This is a genomic window from Fulvivirga ligni, assembly GCF_021389935.1.
Classification (GTDB): domain Bacteria; phylum Bacteroidota; class Bacteroidia; order Cytophagales; family Cyclobacteriaceae; genus Fulvivirga; species Fulvivirga ligni.
In genome coordinates this window covers 1,106,324-1,130,766 of the sequence record NZ_CP089979.1, presented here as the reverse complement: position 1 = coordinate 1,130,766, position 24,443 = coordinate 1,106,324, and the positions used below count along the sequence as shown (strand labels likewise).

21 protein-coding genes and 1 tRNA gene are annotated in these 24,443 nt (G+C 38.3%); 13 read left to right on the top strand and 9 right to left on the bottom strand.

Annotated features, from left to right (window positions below; all coding sequences use genetic code 11):
• Positions 1 to 14 precede the first annotated feature (14 nt).
• A complete protein-coding gene (lysA, locus tag LVD16_RS05035; protein WP_233772699.1) occupies positions 15 to 1,247 on the bottom strand; it encodes a diaminopimelate decarboxylase in 1,233 nt (410 codons plus the stop codon).
• Positions 1,248 to 1,445: 198 nt separating this feature from the next.
• Here lysA and LVD16_RS05030 point away from each other — a divergent pair, with 198 nt between their 5' ends.
• The 3 genes from LVD16_RS05030 (at position 1,446) to LVD16_RS05020 (ending at position 4,513) form a co-directional block, all read left to right on the top strand.
• Complete coding sequence (locus LVD16_RS05030; RefSeq protein WP_233772697.1) at positions 1,446 to 2,921, top strand: sensor histidine kinase; 1,476 nt, start codon at positions 1,446 to 1,448, stop codon at positions 2,919 to 2,921.
• On the top strand, positions 2,911 to 3,600 hold the full coding sequence (locus LVD16_RS05025) for a response regulator transcription factor (RefSeq protein ID WP_233772695.1): 690 nt from the start codon (positions 2,911 to 2,913) through the stop codon (positions 3,598 to 3,600). Before LVD16_RS05030 ends, LVD16_RS05025 begins: the two co-directional genes overlap by 11 nt.
• 184 nt (positions 3,601 to 3,784) lie before the next feature.
• On the top strand, positions 3,785 to 4,513 hold the full coding sequence (locus LVD16_RS05020) for a 1-(5-phosphoribosyl)-5-[(5-phosphoribosylamino)methylideneamino]imidazole-4-carboxamide isomerase (RefSeq protein WP_233772693.1): 729 nt from the start codon (positions 3,785 to 3,787) through the stop codon (positions 4,511 to 4,513).
• 74 nt (positions 4,514 to 4,587) lie between these two features.
• On the opposite strand, the gene LVD16_RS05015 is transcribed toward LVD16_RS05020, so the two are convergent.
• Genes LVD16_RS05015 through LVD16_RS05000 form a run of 4 tightly spaced genes read right to left on the bottom strand, consistent with a single transcriptional unit; the run spans position 4,588 to position 10,154 of the window.
• Complete coding sequence (locus tag LVD16_RS05015; protein ID WP_233772691.1) at positions 4,588 to 6,462, bottom strand: OmpA family protein; 1,875 nt, start codon at positions 6,460 to 6,462, stop codon at positions 4,588 to 4,590.
• A 42-nt stretch (positions 6,463 to 6,504) separates the two neighbouring features.
• Positions 6,505 to 7,026 carry a 5-(carboxyamino)imidazole ribonucleotide mutase gene (gene purE / locus LVD16_RS05010; RefSeq protein ID WP_233772688.1) on the bottom strand — a complete coding sequence of 174 codons (522 nt, stop codon included), beginning with the start codon at positions 7,024 to 7,026 and terminating at the stop codon, positions 6,505 to 6,507.
• 4 nt (positions 7,027 to 7,030) lie between these two features.
• The gene (locus LVD16_RS05005; protein ID WP_233772686.1) at positions 7,031 to 8,170 is read right to left on the bottom strand and encodes a 5-(carboxyamino)imidazole ribonucleotide synthase; all 1,140 of its coding nucleotides are present in this window, start codon (positions 8,168 to 8,170) and stop codon (positions 7,031 to 7,033) included.
• Between the two features lie 7 nt (positions 8,171 to 8,177).
• Positions 8,178 to 10,154 carry a peptidylprolyl isomerase gene (locus tag LVD16_RS05000; RefSeq protein WP_233772684.1) on the bottom strand — a complete coding sequence of 659 codons (1,977 nt, stop codon included), beginning with the start codon at positions 10,152 to 10,154 and terminating at the stop codon, positions 8,178 to 8,180.
• A gap of 232 nt (positions 10,155 to 10,386) precedes the next feature.
• Here LVD16_RS05000 and LVD16_RS04995 point away from each other — a divergent pair, with 232 nt between their 5' ends.
• From LVD16_RS04995 to LVD16_RS04980, 4 genes are all read left to right on the top strand, one after another.
• Positions 10,387 to 11,550, top strand: a complete 1,164-nt coding sequence (locus tag LVD16_RS04995) for a CNNM domain-containing protein (RefSeq protein WP_233772682.1) — start codon at positions 10,387 to 10,389, stop codon at positions 11,548 to 11,550.
• A gap of 114 nt (positions 11,551 to 11,664) precedes the next feature.
• Positions 11,665 to 12,708 carry a SanA/YdcF family protein gene (locus LVD16_RS04990; RefSeq protein WP_233772680.1) on the top strand — a complete coding sequence of 348 codons (1,044 nt, stop codon included), beginning with the start codon at positions 11,665 to 11,667 and terminating at the stop codon, positions 12,706 to 12,708.
• Between the two features lie 69 nt (positions 12,709 to 12,777).
• Positions 12,778 to 14,220 carry an N-acetylmuramoyl-L-alanine amidase gene (locus LVD16_RS04985; RefSeq protein WP_233772677.1) on the top strand — a complete coding sequence of 481 codons (1,443 nt, stop codon included), beginning with the start codon at positions 12,778 to 12,780 and terminating at the stop codon, positions 14,218 to 14,220.
• Positions 14,221 to 14,318: 98 nt separating this feature from the next.
• The gene (locus LVD16_RS04980) at positions 14,319 to 14,870 is read left to right on the top strand and encodes a hypothetical protein (RefSeq protein WP_233772675.1); all 552 of its coding nucleotides are present in this window, start codon (positions 14,319 to 14,321) and stop codon (positions 14,868 to 14,870) included.
• Positions 14,871 to 14,991: 121 nt separating this feature from the next.
• Here LVD16_RS04980 and LVD16_RS04975 read toward each other — a convergent pair.
• Positions 14,992 to 15,066: transfer RNA gene (locus LVD16_RS04975), tRNA-Val, on the bottom strand.
• A gap of 173 nt (positions 15,067 to 15,239) precedes the next feature.
• Between LVD16_RS04975 and LVD16_RS04970 the strand changes: the two genes are divergently transcribed.
• The gene (locus tag LVD16_RS04970; protein ID WP_233772673.1) at positions 15,240 to 17,729 is read left to right on the top strand and encodes an AsmA-like C-terminal region-containing protein; all 2,490 of its coding nucleotides are present in this window, start codon (positions 15,240 to 15,242) and stop codon (positions 17,727 to 17,729) included.
• Between the two features lie 4 nt (positions 17,730 to 17,733).
• Here LVD16_RS04970 and LVD16_RS04965 read toward each other — a convergent pair whose 3' ends face one another.
• The 3 genes from LVD16_RS04965 to LVD16_RS04955 are packed head-to-tail and all read right to left on the bottom strand — an operon-like array spanning position 17,734 to position 20,694.
• Positions 17,734 to 18,393 (bottom strand): DUF2461 domain-containing protein, encoded by a 660-nt coding sequence (locus LVD16_RS04965; protein WP_233772671.1) that lies wholly within the window; start codon positions 18,391 to 18,393, stop codon positions 17,734 to 17,736.
• A 2-nt stretch (positions 18,394 to 18,395) separates the two neighbouring features.
• On the bottom strand, positions 18,396 to 19,388 hold the full coding sequence (locus tag LVD16_RS04960) for a UDP-glucuronic acid decarboxylase family protein (RefSeq protein ID WP_233772669.1): 993 nt from the start codon (positions 19,386 to 19,388) through the stop codon (positions 18,396 to 18,398).
• Positions 19,381 to 20,694, bottom strand: a complete 1,314-nt coding sequence (locus tag LVD16_RS04955; RefSeq protein ID WP_233772667.1) for a UDP-glucose dehydrogenase family protein — start codon at positions 20,692 to 20,694, stop codon at positions 19,381 to 19,383. The genes LVD16_RS04960 and LVD16_RS04955 overlap by 8 nt, the downstream gene beginning before the upstream one ends.
• 170 nt (positions 20,695 to 20,864) lie before the next feature.
• Here LVD16_RS04955 and LVD16_RS04950 point away from each other — a divergent pair, with 170 nt between their 5' ends.
• From LVD16_RS04950 to hpf, 5 genes are all read left to right on the top strand, one after another.
• On the top strand, positions 20,865 to 22,031 hold the full coding sequence (locus LVD16_RS04950; protein WP_305038997.1) for an acyl-CoA dehydrogenase: 1,167 nt from the start codon (positions 20,865 to 20,867) through the stop codon (positions 22,029 to 22,031).
• A gap of 77 nt (positions 22,032 to 22,108) precedes the next feature.
• Positions 22,109 to 22,846 carry a hypothetical protein gene (locus tag LVD16_RS04945; protein WP_233772665.1) on the top strand — a complete coding sequence of 246 codons (738 nt, stop codon included), beginning with the start codon at positions 22,109 to 22,111 and terminating at the stop codon, positions 22,844 to 22,846.
• Positions 22,847 to 22,918: 72 nt separating this feature from the next.
• Positions 22,919 to 23,113 (top strand): 30S ribosomal protein S21, encoded by a 195-nt coding sequence (gene rpsU / locus LVD16_RS04940; protein ID WP_202241695.1) that lies wholly within the window; start codon positions 22,919 to 22,921, stop codon positions 23,111 to 23,113.
• Positions 23,114 to 23,183: 70 nt separating this feature from the next.
• The gene (locus LVD16_RS04935; RefSeq protein WP_233772663.1) at positions 23,184 to 24,068 is read left to right on the top strand and encodes a tyrosine-type recombinase/integrase; all 885 of its coding nucleotides are present in this window, start codon (positions 23,184 to 23,186) and stop codon (positions 24,066 to 24,068) included.
• A 32-nt stretch (positions 24,069 to 24,100) separates the two neighbouring features.
• Complete coding sequence (hpf, locus tag LVD16_RS04930; RefSeq protein WP_233772661.1) at positions 24,101 to 24,397, top strand: ribosome hibernation-promoting factor, HPF/YfiA family; 297 nt, start codon at positions 24,101 to 24,103, stop codon at positions 24,395 to 24,397.
• Positions 24,398 to 24,443 lie beyond the last annotated feature (46 nt).

Here is a 24,443-nt window from a genome sequence, read left to right as displayed (position 1 = left end):
CAGGTAGAAATAGATTAAATCTCTATTTCTACCTGATTTCTTAGAATATCATCCATAGTCTCACGCTCTCTTATCAGATGCGCTTTGCCTTCATAAACTAATACTTCTGCTGGTCTGTAACGAGAGTTGTAGTTAGAGGACATGCTGAATCCGTAAGCTCCTGCATTCTTAATGGCAAGTACGTCACCTTCTCTCACCTCGTTAAGCTTTCTGTCCCAGCCAAACGTATCCGTCTCGCAGATATATCCTACGATAGAATAAACCCTCTGAATACCCTTAGGGTTAGACACGTTCACTATTTCGTGGTGCGCATCATACATCATAGGTCTTAGCAAGTGATTCATACCAGAGTCAACACCTACAAACACAGTGGCAGGTGTGGTTTTAATCACATTAGCACTTACCAGGAAGTATCCTGACTCACTTACCAGATATTTACCTGGCTCAAACCACATTTCAAGCTTTCTGCCATACGCTTCGCAGAATTTATCAAAAGCTTTACCCAGTTTTACACCCAGGTCATAAACATTTGTTACTATATCGTTAGGCTTATACCCTACTTTAAAACCGCTACCAAAGTCAATAAACTCAAGATCTGGGAAATCACCAGCCACACCAAAGAGGATTTCTGCCATTTTCAAGAATACTTCTGCATCAAGAATGTCAGACCCGGTATGCATATGAAGCCCCACCACATGAATATCATTGGTATTTACCACTCTAAGTAAATGTGGTAATTGATAAATGGAAATTCCGAATTTAGAATCACCATGGCCAGTAGAAATTTTTGCATTTCCACCCGCCATAATATGTGGGTTTAAACGAATGCAGCAAGGCACGCTGCTTCTATACTTATGACCAAACTGCTCAAGTATAGAAATATTATCAATGTTAATAATAAGCCCCATGTCTACTCCCTGCTGTAGCTCTGCAAATGATACACAGTTAGGAGTAAATAAAATTTCATCAGGGGTGAAGCCAGCCTTTAGAGCTAACTGAGCTTCTTGAATGGAAACTACATCCACACCAGCTCCATGCTTCTTCATAAGCTTCAGAATTGAAATGTTGGTCAATGCCTTGGCAGCATACTTTATCTTTAACTCCTGGTTAGAAAAAGCATTCTTCAAATTCTGTAGCTGGCTTACTATTTTGTCTGCGTTATACACATACACTGGCGTGCCGAATTCTTTCGCTATATCGGTCACATTTAAGCCTTGAAGCTGATAAGTGTCGTTTTTTAATTCCATTATTTTTAAAATAAGCTCAAATATATAAAAAGAGGTACATGTTTTTAGAAAAACAGCTTCAGAATTGCCCTGAAAAGGAATAATTCATATTCTGCAAGCATGGTCATTTCCAGTTAAATTTGGTTAAATCGAAACTTTAGCCAACTTAAAAGGGTATCATTGTTATTAATAATACTAGCGCTACACTGTAAAATCTGAATGAAGAAGAGCATTATATGGATGGTAATCACCCTCATGTCCATTGCACTGATAGGCCTCACTAGCTTTCAGGTGTACTGGATAAATAATGCCATTAAACTCAATCAGAAGCAGTTCGAACAAAAGGTGCAGCAGTCTCTTCAACTGGTAGCACAGCGGCTGGAAAAGAAAGATGCATATGATTTCACTCATAACATTCTACGAGTATATCCTAACCTATTGACTCAGAGCACTTTAACATTTGGCGTACCTACTATGGAGTACTCCTCTGACGATACCAGCCCCATTGATCTCTCGCTGATCTGGAAAAAACATGCTTTTTGGTTTAACCTGCCTCATCCTGGAGCACCACCGGAGAATCAAAGGTTAAAAAAATCAGAGGTGGTAAATGTGGTTATCGAAGAAATGTTCGGCAAAAAAAGAGATGTGGATGAAAGAATAGACCCATCTATATTAAAAAAGATGCTGGAAAAGGAGTTTTTTGATAAAGGTATTGACCTCAATTATAACTTCGCCGTTTGGAGTCCTTTTCTAGATACGGTTATCTATACCAGCTCCAATGAAAAGATCAGTGAAATCACTCACTCTCCTTTAAGAGCGAGGCTTTTCCCTAATGATCTTTTTGGCAGCACTCATTATTTAACGGTAAACTTCCCTGATGAGAATGCTTTCCTATTTAAAAAAATATGGGCCACATTGGCCACCTCGGTCATTTTTATTTTGATCATTATTGGCTGCTTCACTTATGCGATATACACTATCATAAGGCAGAAAAAACTATCAGAGATCAAGAATGACTTCATAAATAACATGACTCATGAGCTGAAGACTCCGATAGCCACGGTTGGGCTGGCTTGCGAGGCACTACATGAGCAGGAAATGAGGCAAAACGATGCCATTCTTCTGCGCTATCTGGATGTGATCAAAGATGAAAATAACAGGTTGGCCAATCAGGTGGAGAAGGTTTTGCAATCAGCATTATTAGACAAGCCTTCATTCGAACTAAAAAAATCTGAAGTAGAAATTAATGAGCTTATTCAGAATATAGCTGGGAAAATCAATGTGCAGCTAGAAGCTCGAAACGGCCAGATGCATATGGATCTAGATGCCGACAACCCGATAATTTATGGTGATTATGAGCACTTATCTCACGTTATTTTAAATCTGCTGGATAACGCCATAAAGTATTCTATGGATGATCCTGAAATAAGCATAGCCACTAGTAACAGGCAAGATGGTGTGGTGATAGATGTGAGCGACAAAGGCCAGGGCATGAGGCCGGAAGAGCAAAAACGCATCTTCGATAAATTTTACCGGGTTCATACCGGTGACAGACATGATGTGAAAGGCTTCGGCTTAGGCTTGAGCTACGTAAAATCAATTGTTAATATGCACGGAGGAGACATCTCAGTGAGATCTGCCGTTAATCATGGCAGCACCTTTAGTGTATTTTTACCTTACAAAGATGGAGAATAAGAAACGTTTACTGATAGTAGAAGATGACCAAAATCTGGGTCAGATACTAAAAGAATATCTAGAGTTAAAAGGTTATAAAGCAGACCTTCATAGAGATGGCGATTCAGGCCTAAAGGCCTTCTCTCCAGGCCGCTATGATTTATGTATTTTAGATATCATGATGCCTAAACGTGATGGTTTCTCGCTGGCTCAGGAGATAAAAAATCAGGATAAGCACATTCCCCTGGTTTTCCTCACTGCAAAATCTATGAAAGAAGATGCTATAAAAGGACTGACCATAGGTGCTGATGACTATATCACGAAGCCTTTTAGTATGGAAGAGCTTCTTTTAAGACTGAAGGCCATTTTACGCCGGTCAGGGCCAGAGATCACTGACAAACCGGTTATTTATACTTTGGGTAGTTACTCCTTTGACCCTACCAGAAGAATTCTGGAAAACAATGGGGATAGTACTAAGCTTACCACTAAAGAAAATGACTTGCTAATGCTACTTTGTCAGCACCAAAATCAGGTACTTTCAAGACGCATGGCTCTTAACAGTATTTGGGGTGATGACTCGTATTTTAATGCCAGAAGTATGGATGTATACATTACCAAACTCAGAAAATACCTGAAGGCAGATGAATCTATTCAAATCCTTACCATTCATGGAGAGGGCTTCAAACTCATCAATTTATAATAGAATAAAAGGAACGAGAATTTCCTTTCGCACCTATTTGCAATCTTGTAAATCTTCTGTAATTTTCGTACTTTTCTGTTTGATCCTGAACGAAAACAAAGGTAAAATCTGTTGAATTTTTTGAAGGGTCAGCGGTAGCATTACTACAGAGAGTTTTGACCTTAACCTTTTAACCTGATTTGCAATGATTCAAATAATACCTTCTATTGTTATTAATGAGGGAAAAGTTATCCGCCTACAGCAAGGAGACTTATCCAGAGAGAAGGTGTACGATGCAAGCCCACTGGACCTGGCCAAGAGTTTTGAAGACCACGGTATAGATGTAGTACACCTGGTAGATTTAGATGGAGCCAGAAGAGGCCAGCCTGTAAATTATCATATACTTGAAACCATAGCTGCTTATACTAATCTAAAAGTAGATTTCACCGGTGGTATTCATACCGATGGAGACATCAGCAAGGCTTATGAATATGGTGCTAAGTATATTACAGCGGCCAGTGTAGCTGTAGCCCGCAAAGAGCAATTTGCCTCATGGATCATCTCCTATGGTAGAGAAAAAATCACACTTGGAGCAGATGCCATTGATAACAAAATAGCCATTAGAGGGTGGCAAAAGTCTACTGAAATAGACTTGTTCGATCATATTGAATATTTCTATTCAAGAGGCCTTAAGTATGTGAAAACCACAGATATAGCCAGAGATGGAACCATGGAGGGCCCCTCTTTTGATCTCTACAAGAAATTGATAGATACCTTCCCGGACATTTGTGTGCTAGCTAGTGGTGGAGTTAGAAACGTGGATGACATTAAGCGCCTGAATGATATGGGCGTATTTGCCGTAATATTCGGTAAAGCCTATTATGAAGGTAAAATAAACCTGAAGGACCTGGAGTCTTTTCTAGTGAAAGCATAAAAAAAGCGGCCTTCTTCAAAGTGTTATAAAAGCCAGATTGAGGCATTATACTTTAAAGAAGGCCGCTCTACCTGTTACTCTGCGCAACTATCGCAGTATTGATCTTTCAACCGCTTCTTAGTGAGAAGCTGAAAAGTAATTCCCCCGTCAATAGAGCTATCAAATAGCTTACAGAATCTATCTTTATCCTTGTTGGCTGCATTAATTAATAATGACCTATAAGATTCTGAGTTCACCATATCGTCATGAATGATGGTAAGATTGATATAATAGAATAATAAATCTTCCGAGGTATCTATTTGCTGTATATAAGGCTCAAGCAATGACATAGCCCATGCATATTGGTAGTAGGACACAAAATACTTGGCAAGGCTAAGCGCGTCTTCAGCCGAAAGATCCGTTGAGGAATAGATATAATAAATTGATTTTACCATTTCCGTTCGCTCTTTGTATTTCTTTTGAAGTTCTAGCTGCTCACTTCTTATAATTCCATAATTAATATTTAACCTATCAGTTAGGCTTTCATCAAGATCGGTATCTTCCAACTCTTTAATGCTGCTCAACACTTGCTTTTGATCCACCAAGGGGTCATTATAACTTAAGGCTTTAAGTTGAAGAGACACCAGGTTATATAATACTCTTGAATTATCAGGCAGCAGTTCGTGAAGTTTTTTAAACTCAGCTATAGCATGGTTGATCTTTTGAGGAGCATAAGTGTATTTGTATACCACACTATTATTATAAACCGGCCCAAAAATACTGGTTTGAGGTATTTCCAGCTTATCAATCAATGTTTCCGGAAGTAATTCGTTCTGTACATGATAGTAGGCTGCCTTTTGAATGTCTAAAGCGGCTTGCACGTCGTCCTTGGCTACAGCTTCGTCAAACAGTTTTACCACCTCCTCTTCACTGGTAAAATGGTAATCCACCTTTTTTTCTAACGATAAGTATAAGATAGCTTTTCTATGGTTAGATAAAATAGGCTCTAATCTATCCAGGTTATCATTTACCAGCTCTTGTTTAATTTTTGACTTGTTCCATCTCCCCCACTGGTCAAAGGAAGTTCCTTTTATGTCATTAAAGAAATCTACCCAGTTTTCGGCAGTTATTATTTCCTTTTCTATATCGTGCTGCTGGAAAGACTCCAGGGCCTTTACGATTGAATTAGCTCTTTTCTCCTGAAGCTCCTCATTAATTTCTTTAGAACCTTCAACTGACGTGTAAGCCTCTATAGTCAGGCTTTTTATATCATAATTATAAAGCTGCAAAGAATCATAAACCGGCCTTATGTCTGACTCCTGATAATCATACTTGTTCTTCTCAAAAGGAATTTCAAACTTGAACCGCTTATTTAAAATAATGGACTTATCTATATCCGATAAATTCTGAAGCGTGTCCACGAAAAGACCGGTTTCCAATAACTCCCACTTGGTTCCTTCTATATTGTAAAAAGACTGGTAGTAGCAGTTATATTTATTATCCAGAAACAGAATATTATATTCTACTTGTATATTCCTGAATTGGGGCGGAAGCTTACCTACAGCTACTTTATAATAACCTCTATCATAAATTTCACCCAGCTTTTCCAGGTCTTTTTTATACAAAGGCGGCAGCAGGTAGCCCTTGTATAACGCATTTTCATTATAGCTGTTTTTAGAGCCACATTTAAACTGGTTTTTGGTAACTATATCAATAGCAATACCATCATTGTTGCCATCTAATAGCTGAAATAACCATTCATGGTCGTTGGTTAAGAAGTAGATATATTCGCCATCATCCCTTACACTAAACCCCACTTCCCGAGGTTTAGATTCAATCATTTTCAGACAGCTTTCACACTTTTTCTTATAATCTGCTCCAGCATCCTTTATGTCATAAGGAGCACCTTTTTGACCGTATAAATGGTTGGCCCACAGACAAATAACTAAAACAAAGACCTTTTTTAACATTTTTGAGTTTTAGGGATATAATCAGAAAAGTTTAGATAGTCACTAAAAACCTATCTTGCCTCCACGCCAGCCATTAGCTTCTATATTTTTGGCTGACTCTAATACCTTTTCTTTCAATTGCTTCTTATAATCGGCCAGGTTATCTGCTATTTTATTATCAAAAGCACCAATCATCTCAGCTGCCAATATACCAGCATTCTTGGCTCCATCTAGCGCTACAGTAGCTACGGGTATACCTCCGGGCATTTGTAAAATAGATAATACCGAATCCCAACCATCAATAGAGTTGCTTGACTTTACTGGTACACCAATTACTGGCAAAGTAGTCATGGATGCTACCATTCCCGGAAGGTGAGCAGCCCCGCCTGCACCAGCAATGATCACTTTAAGACCTTTCTTTCTGGCCCCTTCAGCATATTCCACCATTCTTTCAGGAGTTCTATGTGCCGAAACGACAGTAAGCTCATATTCTACGCCTAATTCCTCTAAAATTTCTGCAGCGTCTTTCATAATTCTTAGGTCAGACTGGCTGCCCATAATAATTCCTACTTGTGGCTTACTCATATTCTTATGCTTTTACTTTTAATGTGTTTTTAACAAAATCAACCTTCTTTCTCAATAGCTCAACATCGGCCTCCACTATGGTTACATGGCCCATTTTACGAAATGGCTTTGTCATTTTTTTGCCATACAGATGTACGTGCACCCCTTTTTCTGCTACACACTCAGGCAAACCTTCATACTGGGCAATACCAGTAAACCCTTCCTCGCCAAGTAAATTAACCATCGCAGAAGGAAGTATAAGGTCAGTATTTCCTAAGGGTAAATTGAAGATTGATCTCAGGTGTTGTTCATATTGAGAAGTATGGTTTGCCTCTATGGTTTGGTGGCCGCTATTGTGAGGTCTGGGAGCTATTTCATTTACTAAAACCTCATCCTGCTTAGTAACGAACATTTCCACCGCCAGCAATCCTACCATATCAAGTTCTTTAATGACTGTGGTAGCGATCTCCTTGGCTTTTTCATCCACTTCATCTGATATTTCCGCTGGGGCAAAGAGGTATTCCACCAGGTTCGCTTCCGGATGATATACCAGCTCTACCACTGGAAATGTTTTGATGTCTCCAGACTCATTTCTGGCCACTATTACGGCGATTTCCTTTTTGAAATCAATAAGTTTCTCTAGTAAACTAGGAGCTTCAAAGGCTTTATCCAGATCTGCTTCAGAGCGAAGAATCTGAACTCCACGTCCATCGTATCCGTCTTTACCCAGCTTATTTACAGCTGGCAGAAAACCTGCCTTAGCCTTAACCTCATCTTTGGTATCAGTAAGTATGAAATCCGCCGTAGGTATACCTTTATCTTTATAAAACTGCTTCTGCACACGCTTATCCTGAATAAGCTCTATTACCTCCGGCGGCGGAAATACTTTCTTTCCTTCTGCCTGCAAAGCCTTCAGCGCATCAACATTTACACTTTCTATTTCGATGCTGATGATGTCCATAGACTGACCGAAATTATAAACAGTGTCATAGTCTTTCAATGAACCAACCGTAAAAGTGCTGGCCACATTCTTACATGGTGCATTTTCATCGGGATCTAGAATATGAATATCGATATTAAAATCTAAGGCGGATTGAATAAGCATACGACCCAGCTGGCCTCCTCCAAGTATACCTAGTTTTTGCGTCTGAACTGATGCGGACATGCCGTGATTACTTTGTTTTTTGTTCTCGATTATTACCTTTCACCTCTACCGACTGGATAAGATCGCCCACTTCAATTTGGTGCACTACATCCATGCCTTCGGTTACTTGTGCAAATATAGTATATCTGCCATCTAAATGCGGAGTAGGCGAGTGTGTAATGAACCATTGTGTACCTTCTGTATCTTTTCCGGCAGAAGCCATACCAACGGAACCATCCTGATAGCGTAAGTTGGCAAATTCAGATCTGATGGAATAATCTTCACCACCATAGCCATCACCACGATTACAACCTCCCTGAACCACAAAATTAGGCACTACTCTATGGAAGTTTTTACCATTGAAATAGCCCTTCTCTGCCAGCTGTATAAAGTTGGCCACCGATCCTGGCGCCTCATTCACTAACATTCTCATGGTGATATCTCCTTTTTCGGTTTTAACTACAACCTCTTGATTTTGAGGTATATTCTTTACGAAACCCCAGTCTATAGGATGATTAAATTCATTTTTAGTCTCCGGCAGCTCCTCTTTACCTTCAAAATAGGCAATAGTTTTATTGAGTACTTGCAAGGCTTCGTTATCCTTTGGCAGTGATAATTTAGATTTTGCGGTATATAGAAACTGAATACTATCATAAGCCTCTTTAAAATGAAGCGTTGAATCTATCAATACTGGTGAAACAATCGCCACCATAGCAATATCTCCTGACTCCATAGATTGCTTAAAAATGTCAGCAAAAGCAGGCTGCAATTCATCTGGAAAATCCTGGCTATATCTCAACGACACCAAAGCACTGATACCTGCAGTAGAAACGGCTGGGTGATTAGCATCAAAGGTTTTTGTAATGATAAACTCATAGGCCTTTAAGTAAGAAGATAAAGCTGTAAGCAGATCGGCTTTGAAATAAGGATCATCACTATTTTCATACTGCTCTTTAATCTGTCTGAAAATTTCATCTTTACTATCTGTAATTTTCAGTGCTGTACCTAGCAATGCTGCTTTTACTCTTGGGTTTACGGCCTTCAAGGCCTCCTCAGTAATATAGACTTCATCAGTAGAATCTGCCTTTTGATCTATCAGCGAAGCAGCAGTAACAGCCACATTGACATTATCATCTTTAAGCGCATTATAAGCTGCCTTCTGAATAGCCTCATAATCATATTGACCTAAGGTCCTTAAAGCATTGATCTTCACCCGATAATCAGCTTTAGACATGATTATTTCTGTAACAAGATCGCTGATGTCTGACGAAGGTGACAAGTTTCTCAGTGCCTGTACAATAGCCATTCTTACATTAGGCGCTGTATCTGTAGTAGCAGCACTGATCAGCTGCTTTTTATATTTGGCCAATTCCAAATCTCTGGTACGAGCCAGGTAATGCGCGGCTCCTAATCTTGTTTCATAGTTATTGGAGCTATCGAGCAGGTTAACAGCCCACTCTGTAGTCACTCCATCATAAACATTTCTTAATCCAGCGCGATAGATACCCCAGGCAAGACCTTCTTTATCACCCTCTTCAATATTTCTTTTATAAAGAAGTTCGATTTGTGGCTGAGTAACTACTTTACCCATAGCTTCAAATATCTCCCTGCGCACCAGTAAACTATCTTCAGTGCTTAACGCTTCCGCTAAAAACCTTACCGCACTGCTGTCATAACTTTGTCCCAGTGCATAGGCAGCTGCCTTTCTTACCTTCGGGCTATCATCATTCAGCATCAGACCTAACTTTGGTATAGCCATGCTATCCTGCACAGAGCCAAATAACTCAGCGGCCTTAGCTCTATACTCTGCATTCTCATTATCGAAATATCCTAATAAAGCTTCGGTGTCCCGTTTATCACCAAGGTCATAAATTTGGGCTATGACACTATCCGAAAATTGATTTACAGCAGTAGATGGCTTCTCCACTTTGCTTTGACAGGCGCCAATGGCGATGATAAGGCATAGAAGCCAAAAGGAAGGTGTTAGGTTTTTAATGTTATGCACGGCTTTATTCTATTTGAAAAATCAAATATACAAAAAGTCATTCTAAGCTTACTGTGGCATATTGAGAACTTAACATTACCAAGATATGCGTATTTCATTACCCAACATCCAGGAGAATTGAACCTAAAGCTTTTCATTTCACAACCTGCTATACAACTGATTACCAGCAATTTAAAAATGATAACCGCCTGATTTTTAAACAATAGCACATGTTTTGAAATTATTGTAGAATATGGGTTTACTAATATTATACCTGGCACTAGCCATTTGCATCTCTTTTCTATGCTCTGTATTAGAAGCTGTACTACTTTCAATTACGCCGTCGTACATAGAATCTCTGAAAGAAAAAGGAAAATATGCCCTTAGTGAAAGACTAGGCAAGCTTAAAAATGAAATAGACAAGCCATTAGCGGCTATTCTTAGTTTTAATACTATCGCGCATACCGTAGGTGCTGCTGGAGTTGGTGCCCAGGCGGCCAAAGTATTTGGAGACGATTACTTAGGCTTAGTATCTGCAGCGCTTACACTGCTCATCCTTATATTTTCTGAAATTATACCTAAGACTATTGGCGCCAGTTATTGGAGGCATTTAGGAAAGTTCACGGCCAGCACGCTTAAAATTCTGATTTTCCTTATGTACCCTCTGGTTCTTCTTTCACAGGGTATTACCAAAATACTTTCTAGTAATGAGAAGAAATCATCTATAAGCAGAGATGAAGTTTCAGCTATGGCCGATCTGGGCCATAAGGAGGGCATATTTCACGAAATGGAATCAAGGATGCTGAAAAACATGATCCGCTTCAGAAATATTACTGCAGAAGATATTATGACTCCACGTACCGTAATGGTTATGGTAAAAGACAGCCATACCATAGTACACTTATATAAGAATAAAGACTTTTCTAAATTTTCCAGAATCCCTGTTTTCCTCGAAAACAGAGATGACATCTCCGGCTATGTTCATAAGCACGATGTACTTACACAAATGGCTGAGGACAACCACGATATGAAACTAGTGGATATCAAAAGAGATATCTTAATGATCAGCAAAGAGATGAGGCTACCTGTTCTTCTGGATAAATTCCTGGAAAGTAAAGAACATATCGCTTTGGCCACAGACCGATATGGCGGCGTTTCCGGCTTGCTCACCATGGAAGATGTAATGGAAACCTTACTTGGGGAAGAAATTATGGACGAGTATGATAACGTAGAAGATATGCAGGATTATGCCCGACAAAAGTGGAAAAGACGAGCCCTGAGATTAGGCATTATTGAAGAAAAGACTGCTGAAAATAAGATAGATAACACACCAGAAGAAGTTGTACAATATGGAATAACCGGCGGCCAGCCACCACTTTCGGAGAACACCAATGACGCAAACGGCAAAGAACATTAATTTAATATAAGTTCTTACATGGTCTCATAATTTTAACAGGAAAAATTCCCATGGTAACAAGTTATATTATACATTTACTCGTCTAAGCGAGTAGTGTACTTATTTTTTGCTTCCATGAAAGGACTAAAGTTTTTACTTTTCTTATTTATTCTTGTCTTATTAGTTGTTCTTTTTCTTATTCCATTCTACTATTCTGACATAACCACTTTATTATCAGATCTTAATAATGGAAGAAAGACTATTTCATCTGTTTGGGATGAGACTCGAGGCTATTTTTCTAACATGGATAGTTGGAATGTGCTCGGCCTACTTTTTCTGGCTGCCACTATTTTGGTTATCCATAGTATTGTGGATCATTTCATCTTGCATAAACTGGACAGATTTTATTCTGGCAAGTTTTTCTTGGATGGTCTTCTTTGGATGGGAAAGAGGCAATTGAGCCTTCTTTTTACTACCTTACTCTTCATCTTCATGGCTAACTTATTCGTAGATTTTTATTCTAACATAAGGATAGCCAGTAAAATAGATGATCTGGAAAAAAGAAAATACACTGTGCTTTTACTCGGCACCAGCAAGCTTTTGCAAGATGGCGTGCATGAAAACATGTATTACACATCAAGAATAGATGCCGTAAAAGAACTTTATGATGAAGGCTATGTAGCCAGAATCCTAATAAGTGGAGACAACAGCAGTCCCAATTATAACGAGCCCATAGATATGATGCGGAGCCTTGTAAAAAGAGGAATCCCTAAGAGCATCATTAAGCTGGATTTTGCCGGTTTTCGTACTTTGGACTCCATTGTAAGGTCCAAAAGATACTTTGGCCTGCATGATGTGGTTATCGTAAGTCAGGGCTTCCATTTACAACGGGCACTGTTTTTGTCTTGGTACTTTGGAGTAGATGCCCGAGGCTATGAAGCCAAAGGTGATATGAACTGGGCCATGTTCGTAAGAGAGCATCTGGCGGTACCGAAAATGATATTAGATATAGCCGTTCTTAACACCCAGCCGGAGTATGGCTCCACCGGGGTAAGAAGGCAGATCAACTTCGGCCAGAGAGACCTGGTATTCATAGCATTTATACTTATTTACCTTGGTATAGCAGTATACTTATCGTATGATGCTTTTAACTTTGGTAAAAAAATCAAAACCAATTAAATTAATATAGATCAATAGCTTTGATTTTATCTAAAAAATTAGAAAGTTAAAGGTTTAATTCACTGATTCATGAAAAATTCATTCTTCAGGTTATTTTTTAGTCTTGCCTTATCGGCCACCTTTTTTTCCTTGTCTTTGGCACAAGAAATTGACCCCATTCCAGTAAAAACATTTTACCGTGATAGGGTTACGAGAAACCTCGAATTTTTGTGCAAAGAGGCAGAATGTATGGATAACGTGGTGATTAATGATAGAGGCCTCTATATTTATCCTACTACACAAAAAGTTAACAAACCCGAGTTTATTGTTCATTGGAGAGAAATGCCTCATCTGGTTGACCTTCTCAAAACAAAATCCAATGAAGATATTATAGACATTCTTCAAAGAAAAGGCACTGCCTATTTCTACGGTATTAATGATACCCATGTGGACCCTGCCAGATATCCCGTGAGCAAATTCAAAGGCCTTAAAATAGCTCTTGATCCAGGACATATGGCAGGAGATTTTGAGCAAGCCGTTCTTGAAAAAAGATATGTGAAAACTGAAGGCAAGTTTTACAAGCAAAAGAAAGATATCACATTTTTCGAAGCTAACCTTGCCTATACTACTGCTCTAGTATTAAAGAAGCAGTTGGAAGATAACGGAGCAGAAGTAATGCTTACTCATGACTATGGAAAGAGTTCTATGGGCAACACTTTTGAAGAGTGGAAGAAGACTGAAATAAAAGACGATATCATCAAAGGCTATAAAAGTGACTGGTTTAACAGAGAAAAACTTGATTATTTCCTTAGCGGTGAAGCTACTGATTTCATGCTCTTTTATGATGTGTTCAGAAACATGGACTTCGTAAAAAGAGCTGAAAAGATCAATGAGTTTAAGCCAGATCTTACCTTGGTAATTCACTACAACGCCAGCGAAAACAATCCTCGTTATGACGAGCGATACTTAAAACCTGTTAAAGAAAACTATAGCATGGTATTTATTCCAGGCTCTTTCTTGGGCTTTGAAATAGATGGCTCAGACCAGCTTGATCAAAGATTTGAGCTACTTAGATTATTAGTATCTCACGATCTGGAAGAGTCTAATGTATTTGCATCTAACATCATAAAATCATTAAATGATGAATTAAAGGTAGACGCTGTACCTGTTGACAATGACTTTGGTTTCGCTCAGAACTATTCTATTCTGTCTGATCTTTCTACAGGAGTTTATCACCGTAACCTCTATCTTACCAGAGTGGTAAAAGGACCTATCGCTTATGCTGAAGCTTTATACCAGGATAACGAAAAGGAGATACCTCTTTTAGGCAAAAAGGATTTGACTATTGAAGGAATCACTACCAGTAGCAGAGTAAAAGACGTAGCTCAGGTTTATTTCAGCGCAATAGAGCATTGGTTGGAATACAACAAAGAATACGAAAAAACTCTGGATGCTTTATATGAAGACAAATATGGTGATGAAGCTGATTTTGAAGAGTTCTTAAAAGAGCAAAAACAAAAGAAAAAGAACTAGATTCACTACATAAAATATTGACATTCAATTAAATATAGGCCAATCAAAAGATTGGCCTTATTTTTGGATAAAACTTTCTATACCAAAAGATTTCAGCTATGAAAAGATTTACTTTTATACTTACAGCAGTTTTTGCTACTTTATTTTTCGCCTCATGTGAAGGTCCACAGGGCCCTCCAGGATTAGATGGATTAAACGGACAGGATGGAGTTGGAGAATTAGCTCATGTATTCGAATATGAAAACGTAAGCTTCACCGCTGCCAATGACTACAGTGTAACATTAAACCACCCCAATGACTTTGAGGGTTATGACTCTGATGTTACTTTAGTCTATTTCTTTCAAGGAGAAGATAGTAACGGAGATGAAATTTGGTGGCCACTCCCTGAAACGGTTCTTATAGATGAATTAGGAATTTTACAATACAAATTCGATTTCACTAAAAACAAGGTAATCTTATTCCTGGATAGTGACTTCGATCTAGATTTATTGGGTGCTAATGATACTGATAATTGGCTTATAAGAGTAGTGGTAGTACCGGGAGAGTTCTGGAATAGTAACGGAAGACGAGACATGTCTTATCAATCCGTAAAAGAGATGCTGGGTTTGCCTGACTTACCCACACCTAAGGTGAGTAAAGAAAGACAATAAAAAATATAGAGTGGCTGAAAATCGGCCACTTTTTTTATGTCTTTTAAGTTCTGACATAGTTTTCATTTTCAATAAAAACAGTGCAAAATAAAAAAGGCAGTCATTTCTGACTGCCTTTTTGTGGGCGCTGAGGGATTCGAACCCCCGACCCCCTCGGTGTAAACGAGATGCTCTGAACCAGCTGAGCTAAGCGCCCTTTTTGTTATTTTTACCCTCACCGTTTGTGAATGGGAATGCAAATGTAGTAAACATTTTTACTAGTGCAAACATTTATATAAAAAAAGAATAAATTTTTCTCATGGCATTACGTTTGATGTTTATAATTGAATAGTGTACATTTCGAATTAGATTGAGCTTAAGCTTGCGGCATTGAAAATAAAGAGAATACTAAAAAAGGTTTTAATTTATACAGTATTGACCATTGCGGTGGTGGTAACATCCAGCATACTGGCCACTTATCTCTATAAAGATCAGCTCATTAACCATTTTATTCGGGAGGCCAACAAGAGCCTGAACACCCCAGTTCATGTAGATAAAATTTCCGTATCTTCTTTAAATAACTTTCCATACATATCCTTAACCTTTAATGGTGTCTTTATAGAAGAAAGCTTTGAAGGTAGCAGCTATCCTTTACTTCAGGCAGAGCAAATAGATTTTACTTTTAATCCTATAGCTGTTTTTCGAAAGGACTACACCGTAGAAAGGGTTTATTTGAAGAAAGCCTTTGTTCATTTAAAAATGGATGCTAAAGGAAATATTAATTACAACATTCTCAAGGAAACAGACACCACCAGCTCAAGCCAGACGGTAAAGCTGGATCTTTCTAAAATAATTATTGAAGAAACATCTTTCAAGTATAAAAATGATCTTAGAAATGTAGATCTGGATTTTAATACAGAATCATTATCTGCTCATCTCACGGCTATAGGCCGAACTTATGATATACTCGCGGATGGTGATGTCACTGTTAATCATGTAATAGTAGGGTCCACCACCTGGGCGAAAGATAAAAAAACACAAGTAAATGCGAATCTTAGGTATGATGATGGGCTTAAGGATCTACTCATAAGACCATCAATGCTGAAAGTGAATGAATCTGACTTTGCCTTAGAAGGAACCTATGAATTTTTAGACAAGCAATTAATTTCTCTCTCAGTAGATGGTAAGGATACCGATATTCAGACCCTACTTTCAATCTTGCCGGAATCTATCACACAAGACTTCGCCAAGTACCGAAGTGAAGGAGATGTGTATTTTTCTATGGTGCTGGAGGGTGAAATAGCTGAAAACGCCGCCACCAAGATGAGTATTAATTTTGGAATGAACGACGCCGAACTTTACCATCCGGACACTGATGTTAAAATTACTCATGCCGTTCTGAGAGGTAGCTACATAGTGCCTGATTTAAATAATATTAACAATTCCGTCCTAGACTTAAAGGATATCAACGGAATAATCGAAAATCACCGCTTCAAATCTAACTTGTACATTAAAAATTTCGAAAAGCCATATGTTAAAGGCGATTTCAAAGGACTTTTGGATTTAGAATCCATTTTTAAATTTTACAAGTCTAAAAGCATAGTTTCAGGCAAAGGCCAGCTAGATGCTGACATAAGTTTTGAAGGCCAGGTGAAAGACCTGCAAAACAAGGCTAGCTCAGGTCGTTTTAAGACCACAGGAGACATTAACTTGGCTAATCTATCCTTACACCTTGCCGACTACCCGCTGCCCTTAAACGGCGTCTCTGGGAATTTACTCTTTAACAATAATGATCTTGCCCTCAGTGATGTTTCCGGTAAGCTCGGTCATAGCGATTTTGTGCTCAATGGATTTTTTAAAAATATCATTGCCTACATGCTTTTTGAAGATGAGCCGGTAGGCATAGAATCAGACCTACGCTCCAAGTTTATTGATCTGGATGAACTTCTGGCTGCCAACCCTACGGATCAACAAGATTCTAAATACAGTTTCAGCATATCTCAAAAGCTAGTGCTAAAATTTGATTGTGATATTGACCATTTAAACTTTAGAAGATTTAAGCCTCAGAAGATAAAAGGAGACTTGATTGTACGAAATAAGATCGCCCAATCGAATCAAATACGATTCAATGCCATGGGTGGCCGCATTACCCTTAATGGAAAGGTGGATGCTTCTTATAATAATCTACTGAAAGTAAACACCGGATTCAATCTGAATAACATCGATGTTGATAGCATTTTCTATGTTTTTGAAAATTTTGATCAGGACTTCCTTCAAGACAAGCATCTAAAAGGCAAGATCAAAGCCGATGTAGAAGCAAGGATGACTTTTAACAGCGACCTGCATCTTTACTCTGAAACGCTGGTGAGTAATATCAATGCGACCATCATAGGTGGTGAATTGAATAATTTCGAACCCATGCAGCGTTTAGCCAAATATCTGGATGAAGACAAGCTGGACCATCTGGTTTTTTCTGAGTTGAGAAATGAAATTCATATTGAAAACAAGAAAATATACCTGCCACAAATGGAGGTGTCATCTAATGTTACAGATATAAAAATTAGTGGTATCCACACCTTTGATCAGAATATTAACTATAGAGTAGTTGCTCCACTTAGAAGTAAGCGTAAAATTGATAAAGACGAAGCCTTTGGCGCCATTGAAGAAGATGATAGTGGCCGTACTATGCTTTACTTAAAAATCATTGGTAACACCTCTGATTATCAAGTGCTTTACGACAAGGAAAGTGTGAAGAAAAAAGTAATCAGCGACATTAAGAAAGAAGCTACAGAATTAAAAAATGCCTTTAAAAATAAAGGCAAGGAAAAGAAAGAAACCATAGAACTTCAAGAAGATGATTACTTTGACTGGGACAATTAAAAAATCAACTCAGCGCTACATTCAGATACTGAATGAAAGGATGCACTGTTGAGAAATACTTAACACAGTCTTTATGAGAAGACCAGCCTTTTACCTCTTTATCAGTCAATCTTTTTAAAACGATAAAGCTTTTTAGTTTTATCAGATCGATATTAGGATGACTTTCATCATAACCTTTAGGAGCTCTTTTAAGGCTTTCTCCTTGAATTACACCAAAGCGCTCCACAAATTCCTTATCGGATGTGATCTGTTTTAATTCTTCAGGGTTATAATCGATTTCCTGTCTTACTTTTGCCAGCCGCTCGGCATCAGGGGCATATACACCGCCTGCCACAAAAGACTGATCTCCGGGTTGTAAATGAAGGTAATATCCAGCATTACCAGATTTCTTGCCTCCCTCACTCATCAGTACCCCAAAATTGTTTTTATAAGGCCTTTTGTCTTTACTAAATCTAATATCTCTGTTAATTCTGAATACAGATTTTTTAGGATCAAGACCAACTATACCGCTATCAAACTCAGCGATGGAAGGAATGAGCTCAGACACGAATGCAATGAACTCATTTCTCGCATCCTGGTATGCAGGCTTATTGTCCTGCATCCAGTCGCGATCATTATTTTCATTAAGCTCAGTTAAAAAACTTAAAGATTTTTCTAGAGCCATACTTATTTTTTGATGTACCCTTCAAAGCTGTTATGCTCCTTAGCGAAAAGCTCTTCCTGGGTCAAAGTTTTGAAATAGTCATAAGTAATTTTAAGACCATCTGCTCTACTTACCTTCGGCTCCCATTTCAGGATCTCCCTGGCTTTAGTAATGTCAGGCTGACGCTGCATAGGATCATCCTTTGGCAAAGGCTTGTAAGTCACTTTCTGATCAGTACCCGTAAGCTTTATGATCTCCTCAGCGAACTCCTTAATGGTAATCTCATCAGGATTTCCAACGTTAACCGGCTCTGCATAATCAGAGAACAATAACCTGTAAATTCCATCAATAAGATCATCTACATAACAGAAAGATCTGGTTTGTGAACCATCTCCAAATACTGTAAGATCTTCACCTCTTAAGGCCTGTCCAATGAATGCTGGCAATACTCTACCGTCATTCAACCTCATACGCGGGCCATAAGTATTAAATATTCTTACTATTCTGGTTTCCAAGCCATGGTAAGTATGGTATGCCATGGTCATAGCTTCCTGAAATCTTTTAGCTTCATCATACACACCTCTTGGTCCTATTGGATTTACATTTCCGTAATAAGACTCAGTCTGTGGGTGAACTAAAGGATCTCCGTAAACCTCAGAAGTAGAAGCAATAAGCATTCTGGCTCCTTTGGTTTTAGCTAAACCTAATAGATTGTGGGTTCCTAAAGAACCCACCTTTAATGTTTGAATTGGTATTTTTAAGTAATCTATCGGACTTGCAGGAGAAGCAAAATGCAAGATATAATCCAGCTGTCCTGAAACATGTACATAGTTTGAGACATCATGATGCTGAAACTCAAAATCTTCCAGGCCAAATAGGTGCTCTATATTTTTTAAGCTTCCTGTAATAAGGTTATCCATACCTATTACATAAAAGCCCTCTTTGATAAATCTATCGCAAAGGTGAGACCCTAAAAAGCCTGCTGCTCCTGTTATTAATACTCTTTTCTTATCCATTGATTGTTCTTCTACCAATACTTACATATGTAAAACCTAGTTCTTCCATTTCTTCCAGTTGATAAAGGTTTCTTCCATCGAATATTACTTTATTCTTTAAAAGGCTTCCTACTTTATCAAAATCTGGCGTTCTGAACACCGGCCATTCAGTAGCTATAAATAATGCGTCAGCTCCATTGATAGCAGAATAAGCATCATGACAATAGGTGATTTTCTCACCGATCTGGCCACGTACATTTTCCATCCCCTCAGGGTCATATGCTTTAATTTCTGCTCCAGCCGCTATTAATTCATCGATGTTATATAATGATGGAGCTTCACGGATATCATCAGTATATGGTTTGAAGGACAAGCCCCAAAGGCCAATAGTTTTTCCTTTTAAATCTCCACCAAAGTATTCTTTAATTCTAGGAACCAGCTTGGTCTTCTGATCTTCATTCACCTCCATTACGGATTTCAAAATTCTGAAGTCGTAATCTACCTGCTCTGCAGATTTAGCTAACGCCTGCACATCTTTAGGGAAGCATGATCCTCCATATCCTATACCAGCAAAAAGGAATCTTTTACCAATACGAGTATCTGTACCAACACCTTTTCTTACAGCATCTACATCAGCTCCTAAAAGCTCACACATGTTCGCAATTTCGTTCATGAATGTGATCTTAGTTGCTAAGAATGAGTTGGCAGCATATTTAGTAAGCTCAGCTGATTTTTCATCCATAAAAATGATAGGATTACCCTGACGCACAAGCGGTGCATAAAGTGTATCCATCACCTTTCTAGCTTTTTCTGAATTTGTTCCAATCACCACTCTGTCTGGCTTCATGAAATCATCTACTGCCACACCTTCTCTTAAGAATTCCGGGTTAGAAACCACATCGAAATCTACGGTAGCGTTCTCAGCGATTTTTGCATGAACTTTATCTGCAGTACCTACAGGCACAGTGCTCTTATCTACAATTACAGCGTAATCTTTAAGAATAGGACCTAAATCTTGAGCTACTTTCAATACATACTGAAGGTCGGCTGAACCATCTTCTCCTGGAGGTGTAGGTAAGGCAAGGAAAATTATCTTGGCTCCTTCTATACCTTCTTTAAGATCAGTGGTGAAATTCAATCTGCCTTGCTCCAAATTTCTTTGAAATATTACTTCAAGGCCAGGTTCGTAAATAGTTATTTTTCCATTCTTAAGACTATTGACTTTCTTTTCGTCAATATCAATACATGTAACATTATTTCCGGTCTCTGCAAAGCAGGTTCCAGTAACCAATCCTACATAGCCAGTGCCGACTACAGCTATTTTCATATTTAATTAATGTTTAGATACTATTTTGTTCGGTAAAAATAGTCTTTATAAAGTTTAAATCAATAAGTAAATTACTTTAATCAGAACCAAACTAACATTCGTTTGGGTAACCTCAGGAAAGTAGTATATTTACAATGAAACCTATTAACATGAATTAATAACTAAAGTTTATGCACGCTACTACTACTGAACAAAACCTGACATTCATGGAAAATGAAAATCAGAAAATGATCACAGATATGATCCGTGATTTTGGAGAGAAAGAGATAAAGCCATATATGATGGAGTGGGATGAATCTCAGGAATTTCCAGTTGAATTATTCAAAAAGTTAGGAGACCTGGGCTTGATGGGAGTGCTTGTACCTCAAGAATATGGCGGCTCAGGCTTCGGGTATCACGAATATGTTACTGCCATATCAGAGTTGGCCAGAATAGATGGGTCTATCGGTTTATCCATGGCGGCGCACAACTCTCTTTGTACAGGTCATATTTTACAGTTTGGCAATGATGAGCAAAAACAAAAGTATTTACCAAAACTAGCTACTGCAGAGTGGATTGGTGCCTGGGGGCTTACAGAACCTAACACGGGATCTGATGCTGGAAATATGAGAACAGTGGCAAAAGAAGAAGGAGATTTCTTTGTACTAAATGGCGCCAAGAACTTCATCACCCATGGTAAATCTGGAAATGTGGCGGTAGTAATAGCCAGAACCGGTGAAGTAGGCGACTCTCACGGTATGACTGCCTTTATTATAGAAAAGGGGACGCCTGGTTTCTCGGCAGGACGAAAAGAAAACAAATTAGGCATGAGAGCCTCTGAAACAACCGAGCTCATTTTCGATAACTGCAAAGTACCTAAAGAAAATGTTCTTGGTAATGTTGGTGAAGGATTTATTCAAGCGATGAAGGTTCTGGATGGTGGAAGAATAAGCATCGCCGCACTTAGTTTAGGTATAGCACAAGGCTCATTAGACGTGGCCCTTCAATATGCCAAAGAAAGGGAGCAATTTCACAAACCGATAGCAAGCTATCAGGGCATCTCCTTCAAACTGGCTGATATGGCTACAAAAGTAGAAGCCGCTAAATTATTAACACATCAGGCAGCTGATCTTAAAAACAAAGGCAAATCAGTGAATAAAGAATCTGCTATGGCCAAGTATTATGCCTCTGAAGTGGCCGTGGAAAACGCTACCGAAGCAGTTCAAATTTTCGGCGGATATGGTTATACCAAAGATTACCCAGCTGAAAAGTACTATCGTGATTCTAAACTGTGTACCATCGGTGAGGGCACATCAGAAATTCAAAAATTAGTGATCTCAAGATCAATTTTGAAATAATTTTTCAATTCGTGTTTACATGTTTTCATAAGGGATAATTAAGGGCATTTGAAAAGAATCCTAATCAATTATTCATTATGAAAACGTGTAATACTAAATTTTTTCTAACCTTATTCGTATTAGCAATAAGCCTATTCTCCTGCTCAAAGGATGACGAACCTTCTGATCCCAAGTTGTCAGAAACGAATCTTTTCTTCATGGATGAAGAAATTATTAATCTCCCTACTGGCCTAACACAAAGTGACGATCCCCGCGCTAACACTTTGTCTTTCTACATGACCTATATTGGAATTCTGTCATCCTATGGCAGCTATTTCACTGTACCGGAAGGAGCCAGCACTAGTGGCCCCATCACTGCATCTAATGGTAGATTATCAGACAACACTGAAACCTATGTTTACAACTATGGTGGATATATTATAGCCAACCAAATTACTGATCAAGGTTCCTCATATTTATATGAGGTTTTTGTTAAAATAGAAAACGAAGATTATAAAAAATGGTACGAGGCTAGCCAGAAAAAGGATAAATCCGAAGCTACCTTCACCTATCTGGATCCTGAAGAAGACGAGAGAGTTGAGCTTGTTTCATGGACTATTAAGAAAAATGACAATGGCTATTTCATAAGATATGTGACAGCAGAAGATGAAGGTGTTACAGAAATACAATCAAATACGGATAAATCTGGCACCATGGTGGTTATCGAAAACGGTGTGAAAAAATATGAATACAGCTGGGATAGCGTAGGTAATGGTACCTGGAAGGAGTATAATGGACAGGGAAATCTAATCGACGAAGGCGGCTGGACAGTTTAATATGATTGAATTCTTTGATTTGTCATATTCTATCTCTAAGTTTGCAGTCCCAAAGAAAGGAGGTGTATAATTATGATCGTAGTAAACGTAAAAGAAAACGAATCTATTGAGAAAGCTCTTAAGAGATTTAAAAAGAAGTTCGAAAAAACTGGTGTTCTTAAGGAACTAAGAGGAAGAACATTCTACGAAAAGCCTTCTGTTCAAAGAAGAACTGAAATTATAAAGGCAAAATATAGACAGAAAAAGTACGCTGAAGAAAACTATTAATCAGCTATTTTTTTCCGCTCAAAATTTTTAAATTAGTACTACCTCGGTTTGTGGGTAGTACTTTTTTTTTATGCGGGAAAAATTCCTTAGATACCTAGAATACGAAAAGCGATATAGCAAACATACAATTGCGTCTTACAGCAAAGATTTAGAGCAATTGGAGCTTTTCATGCAAGCCAATTATGACTTCTCAGACTTGGCCCAAGCCACTCATTCTATATTAAGAAGTTGGATAATTCAATTGATTGATGACAAGCTGGATCCCAGAACTGTCAACAGGAAAATTGCTTGCTTAAGATCATTCTATAAATTCCTCTTAAGAAATGAGGTAATCACCAAAGATCCTACCCAGAAGCTTCGTGTACTAAAAACTAGCAAGAAGCTACCACAATTTGTACAGGAAAACGAGATCATGCGCCTGCTAGATAACTTCGAGTTTGATGGCAATAGCTTTACCAGCAAAAGAGATCAGCTTATTCTGGAGTTGCTTTATGGTACAGGTATTCGGCTTGCAGAACTCATCTCTTTACAAACACAAGACGTTAACCTTCACAGCCACACTATCAAGGTGTTAGGCAAAAGAAATAAAGAACGGGTCATACCATTTTCTTCTTCTCTGAAGAGAAATATTGAAACATATTTATCACTTAAAAATAAGCACGAAAATTTAAAAGATTCAAAAACTCTGGTCGTTACAGATACAGGAGAAGACTGTTATCCGATGATGATTTATAGAACTGTTAAAAAGTATTTAAATCTTTTTACCACGGTAGAAAAACGTAGCCCTCATGTATTGCGCCACACGTTTGCTACGCATCTGCTCAATAAAGGAGCGGAACTTAATGCGGTGAAAGATCTGCTTGGCCATTCTAGTTTGGCTGCCACTCAGGTTTACACCCATAATTCATTAGATAAGCTTAAGGCTGTCTTCGAACAGGCGCACCCAAAAGCTTAATATTTTTTATAACCTTTTAAAACTTTAAGATTATGAAGTTACAAATGCACTCAATTCACTTCGATGCCGATCAGAAACTGATTGACTTCGTTCAAAAGAAAGTAGATAAGTTAGAGACTTTTTACGATAGAGTGATTGATGGGGAAGTGTTTTTTAGGTTAAACAATTCCGGAATTGAAAACAAAACCGTAGAAATAAAATTAAATATACCTGGCAATCAGCTGTTTGCAAAAGAAGACGCCAAAAGCTTTGAAGAAGCTGCTGATCTGGCCACTGAAGCATTAAGGAGACAAATCAGAAAGTTTAAGGTTAAACAAATAGCCCATTAGTCTGTTAAATTTCAATAAATTTTAAGTTAGGGGTTCATTTTTGGAC

Bases quoted from the DNA above. Each gene is read 5' to 3' on its own strand.
- LVD16_RS04995 (WP_233772682.1), top strand. From the start codon at position 10,387: ATGGGTTTACTAATATTATACCTGGCACTAGCCATTTGCATCTCTTTT.
- LVD16_RS04945 (WP_233772665.1), top strand. From the start codon at position 22,109: ATGAAAACGTGTAATACTAAATTTTTTCTAACCTTATTCGTATTAGCA.
- LVD16_RS05020 (WP_233772693.1), top strand. From the start codon at position 3,785: ATGATTCAAATAATACCTTCTATTGTTATTAATGAGGGAAAAGTTATC.
- LVD16_RS04985 (WP_233772677.1), top strand. From the start codon at position 12,778: ATGAAAAATTCATTCTTCAGGTTATTTTTTAGTCTTGCCTTATCGGCC.
- LVD16_RS05015 (WP_233772691.1), bottom strand. From the start codon at position 6,462: ATGTTAAAAAAGGTCTTTGTTTTAGTTATTTGTCTGTGGGCCAACCAT.
- LVD16_RS04955 (WP_233772667.1), bottom strand. From the start codon at position 20,694: ATGAAAATAGCTGTAGTCGGCACTGGCTATGTAGGATTGGTTACTGGA.
- lysA (WP_233772699.1), bottom strand. From the start codon at position 1,247: ATGGAATTAAAAAACGACACTTATCAGCTTCAAGGCTTAAATGTGACC.
- LVD16_RS04950 (WP_305038997.1), top strand. From the start codon at position 20,865: ATGCACGCTACTACTACTGAACAAAACCTGACATTCATGGAAAATGAA.
- LVD16_RS04990 (WP_233772680.1), top strand. From the start codon at position 11,665: ATGAAAGGACTAAAGTTTTTACTTTTCTTATTTATTCTTGTCTTATTA.
- rpsU (WP_202241695.1), top strand. From the start codon at position 22,919: ATGATCGTAGTAAACGTAAAAGAAAACGAATCTATTGAGAAAGCTCTT.
- LVD16_RS04960 (WP_233772669.1), bottom strand. From the start codon at position 19,388: ATGGATAAGAAAAGAGTATTAATAACAGGAGCAGCAGGCTTTTTAGGG.
- LVD16_RS05005 (WP_233772686.1), bottom strand. From the start codon at position 8,170: ATGTCCGCATCAGTTCAGACGCAAAAACTAGGTATACTTGGAGGAGGC.
- LVD16_RS05030 (WP_233772697.1), top strand. From the start codon at position 1,446: ATGAAGAAGAGCATTATATGGATGGTAATCACCCTCATGTCCATTGCA.
- LVD16_RS04965 (WP_233772671.1), bottom strand. From the start codon at position 18,393: ATGGCTCTAGAAAAATCTTTAAGTTTTTTAACTGAGCTTAATGAAAAT.
- LVD16_RS04980 (WP_233772675.1), top strand. From the start codon at position 14,319: ATGAAAAGATTTACTTTTATACTTACAGCAGTTTTTGCTACTTTATTT.
- purE (WP_233772688.1), bottom strand. From the start codon at position 7,026: ATGAGTAAGCCACAAGTAGGAATTATTATGGGCAGCCAGTCTGACCTA.
- LVD16_RS04935 (WP_233772663.1), top strand. From the start codon at position 23,184: ATGCGGGAAAAATTCCTTAGATACCTAGAATACGAAAAGCGATATAGC.
- LVD16_RS05025 (WP_233772695.1), top strand. From the start codon at position 2,911: ATGGAGAATAAGAAACGTTTACTGATAGTAGAAGATGACCAAAATCTG.
- hpf (WP_233772661.1), top strand. From the start codon at position 24,101: ATGAAGTTACAAATGCACTCAATTCACTTCGATGCCGATCAGAAACTG.